The sequence below is a fragment of the Paenisporosarcina sp. genome (assembly GCF_049671445.1).
Classification (GTDB): domain Bacteria; phylum Bacillota; class Bacilli; order Bacillales_A; family Planococcaceae; genus Paenisporosarcina.
This window is the reverse complement of the sequence record NZ_JBATUX010000028.1, coordinates 51,758-64,737: the sequence shown is the minus strand read 5'-3', so window position 1 is coordinate 64,737 and position 12,980 is coordinate 51,758. Positions and strand designations below refer to the sequence as shown.

Sequence of the window (12,980 nt, the reverse complement as noted above, 5' to 3'; positions counted from 1 at the left end):
TAATAAGCAAACCAAAAGAGGAGGTCATTGAATTGGCAGAAAAAGCGATTATTATCAACTCGTTTCTCGACTATTCAGCGGTACAAAAATTACACATTCGTAAAGGTTATCCAGTTTTTGAACGTGCTGCAGTGAAAGAAAAAGTAGCAAAAGAATTAATCATCGCAGGCGGTGGTGTTAAAGGGTTAGAGAAATTCGGAGATAAACTGACGGATTTGTCAGGCAAAGATCGTGAAGAAACAGGAGCAAAAGTGATAAAATATATGAACAGATTAAAAAGGGCCACTAATTGAGTGGCCCTTTTTAATATAGAAAGCTTTAAAAGAACTTGAAGTTGAATACTAATAGGATCTTAAGTCTGTATTTCATATAAAGAAAATTAAATATTAAATTTGAGGAATATCAAACCCAGCTAAGTCGCTAAGCAAATTCAAGTTAATTTTCTTATCCATATTACTTTCTATTATATTATGGGTCTTTCCAAAAACATCTAGAAGGGTTAGTTTATAAGTCTCTATATCCTTATCAAAGGAATCCAGGGAACCGCCAAAAAGTACAAATCCATGTAGAGGTTCTTTTTGATCTATCGGATGTTGTTTATTATATATTAATGTCTCTTTCAGTTTTGGATTGAATGCATTATTATTAATCGTGGAAAACGTAAAATTATATATCCCATTACCATAAAACCTTTCTAGTTTCTCTGTAGTTCCATCTGTGAATTTTAATTCCATTTCATAATCTAAAACCCTCAAAGCAGTCTTTCTATTATTAGTTAGATAAAGATAAAATAGAAAAGTTCTATAATCTTTTTCTATTTTGATTTGACCTACTATAGGTGAAAAGATTCTCCCCTTTATTTTAGGTATATGAGTGATATGATTATAAAAAAATGTTGTCCAACCTGATATTCCAAATATTACACCAATAATTGCTACAATTAATTTAGCATCCAAGAACTCATTTACCCCCTTTATTTTATCAAATTTTGTAAATCATAACCTATTAAATGAAGTACGTAAAGAAGAGAAATATTAAATTGACCATCCTTAATCGGGTGGTTTTTTTGTCGAGTTTTGTCGGATTTGTCAAAAACATTCAGAGTCATGCTAATCTAAAATTGAATGGAGGTTTATTATTTGAGTCAACTAACTTTGCAAATACAAAGTATAGCAAATGCTATACAAGATATAAGTCAATTGCACCAAAATCAATCTGAAAAGTGGTTACAGGACAATTCAGATGCTATTAACCTAAAAAAGACTCTTTTACGAGACATTTGTTCTTATGATCAGAGTGATTCAGCGGAGACTATAAGCTTCAGTGCTGATTTCATTAAGCTTATGAATAAGTATTGTAATGATTTGAATAATATTTATTTGAGTCCTTTTTACGATTTTATTGAATGGGACTTTGAAAATACGAATAGAATAAAAGATCCTGTTTCAAGACTGGCTAAAATTATTCATTATGTTTCGGGGAAGAATGAAGGTGGAAAAGTAAGTATAAAAAAATGTTTAAATGATTTATTTGGATTTCGAATATTTGTGCAGGATTTTAATCATACTGAGGAGAATTATATTTTAATAAGAGATCAAATTCTTATGCCGAATGTGAAAATTACTAATTCAAGTAAATCTGGTTACCTTGCTACTCATGTGTATTTTTCGAATGGAAATAATAAATGTTTCCCGTGGGAATTACAATTATGGAATCTTTCGGATGTTGATAGTAACTTTCGCTCGCATTCAATACATAAGCAAGGGTATACTAAGTGGGTAAGTGTATTTAAAGAAGCAGAAATTGTAGGGAGGCGTTTAAATGGTTAAGCATTTTATAGCAATATCCAGTTTGTACTCCCAAGGTATTCGTATTGCATGGCACTACGCAGCTGAAAAGATTAATCAGGAAGTAATCCGTGAATTCTTAAATTCAGTAAAGAAAAAAAATGGTGATGTTCAGTTAGGAATTCATCAAATTGCCACTGATTCTTCATCTTGGGATTCTGTTATTAAATATGATGAATACTTTAAGGATATAGTGGTATATAACGAAAAAAAACGTGATGATTTCATTGCTTCAATAACAGAGGACCATTCATTAAAAGCAATGGATGTCGCAAAATTCATCTTGTCACTAAAACCGGTATCACACCTTAAATTACAAAAGTTAACCTATTTTTCATATGAAAGATTTTTAAAAGCAACGGGGGTTAAACTTTTCCCTGATGAAATAGTGGCTTGGAAATATGGCCCAGTAGTCCCATCTATATATGAACATTTTAAAAAACACGGAAAAGAAGAAATTGAAAATGAAGAACCTGCAGATATCATGGTATTCTCATCCGAACTAATGGTTCCAGCTTCCTATACAAAAATTCTAACGTCTGAGCATGGTTCCGTTGCATTTGAAATAATTACGTCAGTTATTCAAGATCACTTAGATAAAGACCCCTGGGATTTAGTTACTTTGAGTCATGCGGAAGGCTCACCCTGGGATAAAGTTTACAAACCTGATCAATCCAGAACCATTTCCGATGATATAATTTTAAGTTACGCGTAAGGCACCTCTAACCAGGTGCTTTTTTATATGCATACCACCCTGAAGTTGAAGGATATTGCATATATGTAGTCGAATTGAATATAAAAGGGGGGATATTGAGTGAAAAAATATTCAGTACACGTATCATTTAATAATGGTACAGACATGCAATTCGAAACAGATACTAATGTTAAATCGGTAGAACCTCAATACATAAATGTGGAGAATTTATCATCACCGAGAACGAATATGTAATTAACGTCAATCAAGTAAAAGAAATGAATATTGTTCAATTAATCTAGTCTGTCAAAATGAAAGCATCTCTCACGGGATGCTTTTTTATTTGCCAAAATTTCAAAATTTGAAGATTAGAAACTAACCAATTTCACCTAAAATCGTACAGTAAAACTCATCACATAATAACAAGTGTGTAAAACAAGGATAATCAAATGGGTGAGTTATTAAAAAATTAGTTGAACTAATCAAGCAATATTAATAAGAAATAATCAGAAGAGTCCACTTTATAAGCGAGTGACTCTTTTGCGTTTTATATCTAAATTTGTCGAATGTTGGATTATATGGAACTATTAAAGTCAAATATTTCTATTACTATTGTTACTATTTGTAAAAATAAGTTACATATGGATTTTTTATATGATAGGTTTGTTACTAATGTTACAGGAATCGTAATGTTAAAAAAGAATTGAAGGAGACAAGAAAATGAAAAAAAATCTAGTTGTTAAATTGCTTCTTAGCTTCATATTAATAGTTTCAATATTTGGGGGATTGACTTCAGGAACAGCATCAGCAGCTCAAGCCTTTATTAAACCTGCTACAGGAATTACTCCCACTGGTGGAGATTTTGGAGATTATCGTTCTCATGGTTCACACAATGGAATTGATATTTCTAATAATGATGCTAATAGTCCCATTAAGGCTTCTGCAGGTGGAACTGTAACTACTTCGGGAGTGAATTCTTATTGGGGAGAGTATATTATTTTAAGTCACAGTATTGCAGGGCAATCTTATAAAACTATCTATGCCCATATGACAACAGGCAGTAGAAAAGTATTCTATGGGAATACGGTGGTACAAGGACAACTTTTAGGATATATGGGTAGTACAGGTGAATCAACTGGACAACATTTGCATTTTGAATTACATGTCGGTACTACTCCAGTTAATCCATTGCCATACATAAATGGAACAATAAATCCTGCACCATCATATCATGAATATGATGGAACATATGCATCACTTAGAACAAAAAGTGTAACTGGCGGAGATACTATTAACGTTTATAGCCATCCCGGTTATGGGTTAAAAGGTACACTACCAGTTGGAAATCAATACAAAGTATATTCGAGAGCTTTAGGTAGTGATCAAAAATACTATTACGCAATTGGTGCCGACACTTACGTACATCAAGACAATGGAACAGTGACTCAATATAAAGGAACAGTTAAATCTGGGACGACCGTTTACGTATATGATTCAATTAATGGCACGGCAAAACAAGCTATCAGCGCTGGATCAACTTATACATTAATTGCAGCAAGAGAAGGTTGGTACGCTATTGATTCAACTAACTGGTTTAAAGCTACAGACTTAAACGTTACGAAATAATTTAATTTACAACTAATGTTACTAATTATTACTAGGAGGATTTACACAATGATAAAGAACAAACTAACTTCAGTGGCACTAACCGGAGTACTAACTTTAGGGGGACTAGGAATTGGCTCAATGGCTGACCTACCATCTGTTCCTGGAATGGGTATTCAACAAGCTGAAGCATCTGGTTATAACTCTGTATTGGAAGTTATCTCAGCTTCAAGCTCCGTTACATACAAAACTAAAGACGCTATTTCAACGACTAACTTGCTTGAAACAACTCCAGATGGTGCGTTTGGTAATTCTAATCCAAGATGGATTATCAAGAACTCAACTGGTACGGTTGTTAAGTCTGGCGCAATGAATGGTGTTGACTGGGAACTTTACGGAACTACATTCACTGCTAAAGAAACAAACATCTCTCTAGCTGGTTTACCTAAGAACACAAGCCATTACCGCATTGAATTTACTTGGACTGCATTTGACGGAACAGTTTCAAGCGCTCAGTGGCCAGGATTGACAAAAGCATTTACTTACAATGCTGATGGTTCAATCACTAACATTCGTAACTAATAGACTTCAACATTGTTCAATATTTAATCTAAGGTAGCAGGCACCTCTAACCAGGTGCCTTTTTTATTTGCTCAAAAAAGAGAAGGCTATACCTTCTCCAAGTTTTCAATCTGATTTTCAGTTTCAATCATTCCTCGAATAATCATCGTGATAATATGCTCTGAACGTAATTCTGAACCATTTTCCATCCATCGTTGAGTTTGTTCCATTTGGCTTTTTAGGTATTCTATATGTTCTTGTTGGTTCACTGTTGACCATCCTTTACAAAAAGTTTTAACCGATGTATTTCACGCTTGTTTTTAAGCAATACATCAGCGATTGAATGAATTAATGATTTGGGAATCGAATTATCATTTTCTTTAACCCATGTTTCTGTATTAGTTAGTTCTTTCTTTAACTCTTCAATCCGTTTAATCCAATCTTTTTAGTCTCAATTCTTTGATTACTGATATATTGCAGAGGTGTAGTTTTAGCATCCTCCACAGACCACCCAAAGTTATTTACTCTTATGGAATGTTAAATATACATGGGAGATGTAACAAAACCCGTCCTTTTCTGGACACGCCACTACTGGTTATCAAAAATACCATTTTGAATCGATTGTATGTAATAAAACTCCGACCATTATTCTATGTTCATTTACCAACACTGAAGTTTGGAAAAGCAGCAGTTGTAGAGATGAAAGCAGAAGAACCAATAGACAAGGAAGCTAAAAGAATTAACACAGTAAAAACTGCAGTAATTTGTCCTACATGCAAGGCAAAAGATAAAATGAGTGTGTACATAAAATTAGTTTGAACATCGGAGCATCTCATTTGAGATGCTTTTTTATTTGTCCTAAATGTCGAAACTTGACGAACGATTAAGTGCCAAGGATATCTTTACTTCTAGTATAGTAAAACTAAAAAGGGTGAAACCGAATAAATTTATATCAAATGAATTGTTGGATATGCATAAAGTCCTAACAGTATGGACTTGAACCATAAAAGAAGAAACAACTGGAATTAGTTTAGTCAAACCTTACTTGTGTGAATGTATCGATGGAAGCTGGCTAGCATTAATCACAGATAACTCATGGGAAGATTTTGAAGTTTTTGTACTAAACAAGCGAGCTACTGCGATCAAACGAATAAGATATCGTGGATTCTATCCAAGTTTTATGAAATTTATACTTCCGAACAAAAAGGAGAAGAAATGTTTAATATATACAAATTAATCTTAGGGACACTAAATAATATTGGTGATTTAAAAGAATGATATTTAATTTTTTCAAAAAAAATATAACAAGAATTGGTATTCTAACTCCAATAATTACATCTATATTCGGAGTAATTATTGTCAATATTTCATTAAATAAATATGGAATTGTAGAGTACTCTATTTTTCATATTCAATCAATTTTAACCGGATCGGTATTTTTGATAATTTGTTACAGTACCTTCGTTTTTTTTAGTTGGATACTATTAAAGTTTAAAAATAATTTTTTATTGTTACTTATTATTAGTTTTGTTGCATCAATAGTAACTTCCTTAGCTTTTTATAATATCTTCTTAGAATATAATAATTTTACTGTCTTTACATATAGTTTTAACTCAAATTCAATAAAAAGTATTCTAAGCACTACATTTTCATATTTGGTGATTCTGTATTTATTTATAAAATCAATTCGAAATAAGGATGCAAATAATAAACTTTTTAATGGGACATGGCAGCGAGGTTTAATCGTACTTTTGCCTTTAATATTCTTAATGAGTTTAATTATAATATGCATTGCTTTTTCTATTGAAATATATAAACAGGAAGGAGATTTTAGAGCAATTGTTAGATTTTTTCTTCTATTTTCTACTTTCCTTTCAACTGGAATATGGACACTGCATAAGAAAAAACCAAATGAAAATAATTCCCAATCCAAAAAAGATAATAGTTGGAATGACATAAACATAGGAATAATTTACATGCTGGTATTTATATTGATGGGAACTTATCAATATTCAACTAATTTATATCCTCATCTTCCAAAGAACTATGGTGGAGGAAGACCGGAATCTGTTGAAATTTCTTCTCTAGATAACAAGCACTTAAAAGGTGAAATAATTCATTCGAATAGTAATTTAATTTTTTTAAATGTAAAAAATAAAATTAAGGTTATTGAATGGAATAAGGTACAGAGTATTGAAATTAATGTCAAAAACCGATAAATTAAAGATTTCCATAGACTTTTGCAATGAAAATTGAAACTTGATCACTCTTAATTGGGTGGTCTTTTTTATTTGCACAAGAAAATATCCTCTTTTTGGAAATTGAATTTGTATGATGTTCAACTCTTTTTACTTTTCTTTTCCTGCGAAGAACTTCTACAGGCCTACTTAAAAGAACGTCAGGATGATCTGCCGTTTGTCTTTTTGAATGCAGGAGGGACAGGTCCAATTAATATTCATTATGTTAAAAATAATTTTAGAAAGTATAGAAAGGAACTGGGTATCCATCTATCCCCCCATACATTAAGTCACACGTTTGCGGCGCACTTAGCCCTTAAAGGGATGCCTTTAGTCGGCATACAAGCTCCTTAGGCCATGTTAAACAGCAAGATACACAGCGGTATGCGCGATTATTCAATCATGCACGAAAAAGATGTATGATGATTGGATGTGAACAATTTTTTGTAGGTAAGGGATAGTGCGCAAAACTACGTTTAACTATACAAATCATCTGTTAATAAAACGGCTAAAACCCTTGATACTAAGGATTTAGCCGTTTTTTTATTTTTTTATGAAGGTACGGAAAGAAGGATTAACGCAAAAAGGTGGGGAAATCCAGCAAAATCAACGGAAGTGATATTAAAGGGCATATTCTAAATAAGAATGTGCCCTTTAATATTATCTTTGGCCTACAGGAATTCTAAATGTCATTACTTTATAATCCAACGAAAAAGATTGTATACCGCGCTTTAATCAACTTGAATTCACTTTCGTTAAACAATACCTTATTTGTGGAATCATGTAATAAAATAACAACGATTTCAAATGGCATTAATTAAAGAAAGGCCCCATCGAAAGAAACCGAAAGGATTGCTAGTAGCAAAGCCTTTTTATTTATTCAATCTTTTAGCAATATAACTAAATAATTCATCATTTTCTTTAATATTAATATTATTATTCCTTATTTGATTTGGATGCACATACCCTTTAGTGGTAATTAAATCAGCGTGACCTAATAACTGTTGAACCTCAGTAATCTGTGCTCCCGATTCGACCATCATAGTTGCAAAAGAATGTCTTAATGAATGAACACTTACTTTAGGTAAATTTGCTTTCTTTAGATACAGATAGAATAACTGTCTTACCTGAGATGAACTAAGACCAAAGAGGGAGCATTCACAGATACTCTTGTTCTTAGTACAATAGACCTTGATAGAGTTTGATAATCCCTCACGTAGTGGGATTATTTTTCCTTTATTGGGCTTAGTTCTAGGAAGGAATATTGAATTGTCTTCGTAGTAAATATCTTTTTCTTTAATGTTTGTAATCTCGGACAAGCGCATTCCTGTTGTCAAAAATAACGTAAATAATAATACATCACGTTCAACATTTTCACTTTCTGAAACAATAAAATGAAAAAATTTCAAAATATCATGTGTGCTTAATATAGGAACTTGGATATTCTTTGGTTTAAAAGATCTTATATTGATATTTACTTCATTCACGATATTAGGGAAGTCATAATTCCTATTTAAGTAATTAAAAAAAGAACCTAATGCATCTCTGTTATCTTTTAATGCGTAATAACCTCCTCGGGTGATAAAAGAAGTAAAGTAAGCATTAATAAATTCTGAGTTTAGGGGTTTATAATTAATGAAATTTCCGTTAATATCATAGGTTTCATAAATTTTTTGTAAATTTAATTCCTCGATTTCAGTGTCGCTATATTCCGCTAGTACTTTTGCGAAATTAAGTAACTTATTTTTATATTTGATTTTTGTTTGCCCAGAGTACGTTGAGTTATTTATAAAAGTGTTAATTTCAATAAGTAGGTTTTCCATCAGTCATTTCCCTCATTTAAAATTTGTTGGATTAATTTTTCTAAAGGGAAAGGGTACTTTTCGTCCACTACTTGTTGCAAATCTCTTGGTAATAATTGAGTATATACTGCTGTTGATGCAGGACTGCTGTGACCTAATATTTGACACAAATATATAGGTTGCATATTCGCTTTTAAACAGTTAACAGCAAAAGTATGTCTAAATGAATGTACAGAAAAGTGATTTTCTAATTGAAGCTTTTCTGTGATTTTTTGAAAGTTGTTTTGAATACATCTAATAGAAATTGGTTTTTTTCGATTATGGCCATACGTTTTACTAAATAAATATTCATCTTTAGCCAAATTTAAATTATTTACTCCAGTTGTTTCTAAATAACTCATTACAGCTTGTTTAACACTTGGATATATGGGGACATATCTTTCTTTTTTTCCTTTCCCTAAAGTGAAAATCAATTTTGTTTCAATATCAAAGTCTTTTATTTTTAACCCCGCTAATTCATGAATTCTTAATCCTGTGCCTAGAAATGTAATAAAAATTGTTCTCCAAAGATGTGGATTTTTCAGTTTGTTAATTTCTATAAAAATGACCGTTAGCTGATTTTTGCTAAAATAACGAGGAAGTGTAGAAGTTCTTAATAGATTAAATCTAAAATTAATATTCTTTGAAATTAAATTTTCTTCAGCTGCAAAAGAACAAAGTCTTCTTACGATTGCAATATAGGTATTAATTGAACCATGAGAAATCTTAATATTTTTATTAATATTTATATCATTAATAAAATCATTAAAAACAACTTCATTAAATTGAGAAAATAACAAATCTTTATTTCTAATGTTAATGAATTGTTTTAACCTGGTTAAAAAGCTTAAGTAATATTTAGTAGTATTTTTAGATTTAATTTGAAGTAAATCATTTTGTTTTAAAACACTAATGTATCTATCAATAACATAAATTAAAGTATTTTGGTCTTTATCTTCAATTATGGATTCATTAGGTTTTTCGGATTTACTATCGATATAAGAGATAAAGTCTGAATAATCTATTCCATTTTCTTTTAATACTTCTTTAATATCATAGGTAGAGGTAATTTTTATGGCCATTTTAATAATCCCCCTCAAGATATTTCATTGGATCGAAACCAATAGTATTTAATATGAGTCTTTTTTTACTCCGATGTAAATAGTGATGTGTAGACACCCAATGTCTATGTCCAACAGCTTCCGATATTTCTTTAAAATCATTTCTATTTTCAATGGCGTTAGTTATATAGGTATGTCTAAGTCCAGTAGCATTGATAACACACTTTCCAAAAGCTTGTTTATTCATTTTTGCAATTAAGTATGTCAAATGTTTTGAAGTGGCAGGTTTACCATTGGAAGTGATAAATAAAGAATCACATTTAGGTGTAAGGAATTCTCTTACTTTGATATACCTTTTTAAAACCTTAATTACCATATCACTTAATACCAAAGTTCTTTTTCCAGATTTAACACAGTATAATGAAACTTTTTTTTCTGTTAAATTTAAATCCCTAAGTTTTACATTACTAGCTTCAATTGGGCGACAGCCAGTATCAATAAATAATAAAAGTAAAGCTAAATTTTTATACTTTAGGTCAGTCGGTTCATTTAATACGCTATTAATTATTTCTATTAGCATTTCCTTTGATATAAATGAGTTTGATCTAGTAGGTTGGACTAAGAATTTCCTAGGGATCTTGTATTTAAAATCAATAACTTTTTTATAAGACAAGAATTGTAGGAACAACCTTACATTCTTAATACAGCTATACGCAGTTTCTTCTTTAATTTCTTTTTTAGTAATGCGTCTTAATAAATAATTTTCGTATATTATTAAGTCTTCTTGATTAAGGTTATTAAAACTATCTACATTATAATAATCCAATCTAAATAATTCGCTCATATTCGTACAAAATTGCTTTGTTCTGGTTAAACATGCGGAAATCGTCGTTAACGAATAATTTCTATGCAAAAGATATTCTCCATATTCCTCTATAAATTGCAAATTTGTTTTTTTCCTTTTTCTTTCAGATGATTTTTTTTTCACATCAATTTTTACTGATTCACGTGGGGGAAAATATTCCTTTTTCTTAGCAATAGCCAATTTTCTTCCTCCTAAAAAGTTGTTGTTTACATCTAATTGAAATCTTAATATAATGAAGATAAGAAAAATTTCTTTTTTTTTTGCTACCTAGTTAAGGTCAGCGGTAATGACTAATTTTTAGCCTTTGGGCTGAATGCGTTTTCACACAACCCGTGTGCGAATACATCAGTTTGAAGGCTTTTTTGTCTTTAACTGGAGTCCTTTCCTACTAGTCACCACTTTATTCAAAATTTGCGTATTTATTTTTAACGTATTATTTGGGTAATACACCCTTTAGTAATACGCATTTTATTTGATAAATGGTCGAGAAAAATCTTAATTTTAACCAAACAAATAAAATCATAAGTATTGTTAAAAGGGGGGGGCTTTCTATTTCTAAATTAAACGTTTTGCAGCTAATTTACGTTGATGTCTATTTGTTCTATAAAAGTCCTTGTATAGTGGTGTAGAAGAATTAATGATCATCTTTTATAGAGCGATACTGGCAATAGACAATGTCGGAAAAAAAGAAAACCATTATAAAAAGTAAACACACTTATTATAGAGACATTGATTTTAATGAGAGAAAAAGTAAAAGAAGCAAATTCACTTTAAAACAACCAAAGATGTTTAAAGAAGTAAGACAAAAGAAGTCTGAGACTATTCTTAGCTCCTTAAATGCATGTCCGAAATATCGGACCTATGACATATCAACTAATAAAAGCTTTAGTATCTTTATCGGAGGTCGATTTAGATGCTAAAGCCCCATAAAGCTAATGAAGAACTGCAAAAAATTGATCCAAATATAAAGTTTTATTTTGAACTAGCTGAGAAACTGAGAAAAGATGAAGTTACAATAGAAGAATATTTCAGTGAGAGAGACATGACACCAAGAACAAAATTAGTTGAATTGGAATTACTATTAAAAGATGAAATAAGATTTAATTTGTTTTTAGATAAATTAACTGTTGGTTCTCGTTGTATAGTAATGAAAAATACTTTCGGGCTATCAACATCACAATTAACTAAAATTACCAAAGTTGCTAGAAGCACTATAAGCGATTTTATTAAAGATTCATTAGTAGTCAGTCAACCAATGGAAGCTAAAAGAAATTATAATGTGCATCTGATATATTACTTAGCAATCATATTTGACATCCCATACAAATACTTGATGTTTAATAAAATTAATGACAAAGACAACAGTGGGTTTGATGAGTATGAACTTGGTGAGAGTGAAACAACTGTGTTAGTTGATCTTGTACAACGTACAAAAACATTAAAGGAAGATTTACGTAATGGAGAACGTAATATTTTTGGGGCGAGAGTATATAATCAATTTTTTGTTGAAGAAAAAAAATACCTATATACAAGAGTGGATATTAAAGAAAGAGACTGGATTATAATTGAATTTTATATTTCAAATCCGTTAAGTTTTAGCCAAGAAGCTCTAATGAAATTAAAAAGTACGTTAAAGGAACAAACTAAAATATTTATACGCAAAGCGTTTTTACGTGATGGGTATAAATTAGTCTTATTAATTACAAAAGAAACATCCAGAGACATCATCAAGGAATATGCCTATCTAAATAAAAATTTAATGTTATAGAATTAATTCTTCGTCCAATTTTTCGGACATTCGAATTAATAATCATATATTAGAGACCCTCTTAAAGATAAATCTTTAGGAGGGTTTTTTATGATTAATAAACAAAAAATTCAACAAAATAAAAATCGTGAAGAAGCTTATCTACTAATTAATTCATGGGAAAAGGAATTGGGGGTAGAAGAAAAAGATATTGGAATAAAAATAAATGATAAAATATCGGATTGCATTGCGAAAGAAAAAAATGAGATGGATTCTTATCCTTTAGTTTTAACTGCAGTTGAAATTAGCGAAATTCTAAAAGTATCAAAACCAAGTGCATATGAGTTGATGAATGGAGCGGACTTTCCATTAATCAAAATCGGAAGATGTAAGAGGGTGTTAAGAGACCAATTCTTTTTGTGGCTAAATACTAAAAAGTAAATTGATCTTCTGAACTTACAATATAAAAAATCGATTTAACCTTAACAAATCTTGTTCAATTTTCATTTTGTTTATTTAATT

16 protein-coding genes are annotated in these 12,980 nt (G+C 30.6%); 10 read left to right on the top strand and 6 right to left on the bottom strand.

Annotation, left to right across the window (positions count from 1 at the left end; all coding sequences use genetic code 11):
• The first annotated feature begins 32 nt into the window (after nt 1–32).
• Entirely contained in the window at nt 33–293 is a 261-nt protein-coding gene (locus tag WBG45_RS04500; RefSeq protein ID WP_424412588.1) for a hypothetical protein, read from the top strand.
• A 93-nt stretch (nt 294–386) separates the two neighbouring features.
• Here WBG45_RS04500 and WBG45_RS04495 read toward each other — a convergent pair whose 3' ends face one another.
• The gene (locus WBG45_RS04495) at nt 387–956 is read right to left on the bottom strand and encodes a hypothetical protein (protein ID WP_424412587.1); all 570 of its coding nucleotides are present in this window, start codon (nt 954–956) and stop codon (nt 387–389) included.
• A gap of 183 nt (nt 957–1,139) precedes the next feature.
• Between WBG45_RS04495 and WBG45_RS04490 the strand changes: the two genes are divergently transcribed.
• The 5 genes from WBG45_RS04490 to WBG45_RS04470 all read left to right on the top strand — a co-directional run bounded on the left by WBG45_RS04490 (nt 1,140) and on the right by WBG45_RS04470 (nt 4,728).
• Nucleotides 1,140–1,829 carry a hypothetical protein gene (locus WBG45_RS04490; protein ID WP_424412586.1) on the top strand — a complete coding sequence of 230 codons (690 nt, stop codon included), beginning with the start codon at nt 1,140–1,142 and terminating at the stop codon, nt 1,827–1,829.
• Nucleotides 1,822–2,562 carry a Panacea domain-containing protein gene (locus WBG45_RS04485; RefSeq protein WP_424412585.1) on the top strand — a complete coding sequence of 247 codons (741 nt, stop codon included), beginning with the start codon at nt 1,822–1,824 and terminating at the stop codon, nt 2,560–2,562. Before WBG45_RS04490 ends, WBG45_RS04485 begins: the two co-directional genes overlap by 8 nt.
• 99 nt (nt 2,563–2,661) lie before the next feature.
• Nucleotides 2,662–2,796: a hypothetical protein gene (locus WBG45_RS04480; RefSeq protein WP_424412584.1), complete on the top strand. Its 135-nt coding sequence runs from the start codon at nt 2,662–2,664 to the stop codon at nt 2,794–2,796.
• A gap of 465 nt (nt 2,797–3,261) precedes the next feature.
• A complete protein-coding gene (locus WBG45_RS04475; RefSeq protein WP_424412583.1) occupies nt 3,262–4,167 on the top strand; it encodes a M23 family metallopeptidase in 906 nt (301 codons plus the stop codon).
• A gap of 48 nt (nt 4,168–4,215) precedes the next feature.
• A complete protein-coding gene (locus WBG45_RS04470) occupies nt 4,216–4,728 on the top strand; it encodes a hypothetical protein (protein ID WP_424412582.1) in 513 nt (170 codons plus the stop codon).
• Between the two features lie 86 nt (nt 4,729–4,814).
• On the opposite strand, the gene WBG45_RS04465 is transcribed toward WBG45_RS04470, so the two are convergent.
• The gene (locus tag WBG45_RS04465; RefSeq protein ID WP_424412581.1) at nt 4,815–4,976 is read right to left on the bottom strand and encodes a hypothetical protein; all 162 of its coding nucleotides are present in this window, start codon (nt 4,974–4,976) and stop codon (nt 4,815–4,817) included.
• 387 nt (nt 4,977–5,363) lie between these two features.
• Entirely contained in the window at nt 5,364–5,513 is a 150-nt protein-coding gene (locus tag WBG45_RS04460) for a hypothetical protein (RefSeq protein ID WP_424412580.1), read from the bottom strand.
• Between the two features lie 852 nt (nt 5,514–6,365).
• Here WBG45_RS04460 and WBG45_RS04455 point away from each other — a divergent pair.
• Entirely contained in the window at nt 6,366–6,926 is a 561-nt protein-coding gene (locus WBG45_RS04455; RefSeq protein ID WP_424412579.1) for a hypothetical protein, read from the top strand.
• A 72-nt stretch (nt 6,927–6,998) separates the two neighbouring features.
• Nucleotides 6,999–7,298, top strand: a complete 300-nt coding sequence (locus tag WBG45_RS04450) for a tyrosine-type recombinase/integrase (RefSeq protein WP_424412578.1) — start codon at nt 6,999–7,001, stop codon at nt 7,296–7,298.
• Between the two features lie 518 nt (nt 7,299–7,816).
• Here the strand turns inward: WBG45_RS04450 and WBG45_RS04445 are convergent.
• Genes WBG45_RS04445 through WBG45_RS04435 form a run of 3 tightly spaced genes read right to left on the bottom strand, consistent with a single transcriptional unit; the run spans nt 7,817 to nt 10,891 of the window.
• The gene (locus WBG45_RS04445) at nt 7,817–8,767 is read right to left on the bottom strand and encodes a tyrosine-type recombinase/integrase (protein ID WP_424412577.1); all 951 of its coding nucleotides are present in this window, start codon (nt 8,765–8,767) and stop codon (nt 7,817–7,819) included.
• Entirely contained in the window at nt 8,767–9,867 is a 1,101-nt protein-coding gene (locus WBG45_RS04440; protein WP_424412576.1) for a tyrosine-type recombinase/integrase, read from the bottom strand. The genes WBG45_RS04445 and WBG45_RS04440 overlap by 1 nt, the downstream gene beginning before the upstream one ends.
• Before the next feature lies 1 nt (nt 9,868).
• A complete protein-coding gene (locus WBG45_RS04435; protein ID WP_424412575.1) occupies nt 9,869–10,891 on the bottom strand; it encodes a tyrosine-type recombinase/integrase in 1,023 nt (340 codons plus the stop codon).
• Between the two features lie 733 nt (nt 10,892–11,624).
• Between WBG45_RS04435 and WBG45_RS04430 the strand changes: the two genes are divergently transcribed.
• A complete protein-coding gene (locus WBG45_RS04430; RefSeq protein WP_424412574.1) occupies nt 11,625–12,479 on the top strand; it encodes a hypothetical protein in 855 nt (284 codons plus the stop codon).
• Nucleotides 12,480–12,569: 90 nt separating this feature from the next.
• A complete protein-coding gene (locus WBG45_RS04425) occupies nt 12,570–12,899 on the top strand; it encodes a helix-turn-helix domain-containing protein (protein ID WP_424412573.1) in 330 nt (109 codons plus the stop codon).
• The last annotated feature ends 81 nt before the right edge of the window (nt 12,900–12,980 follow it).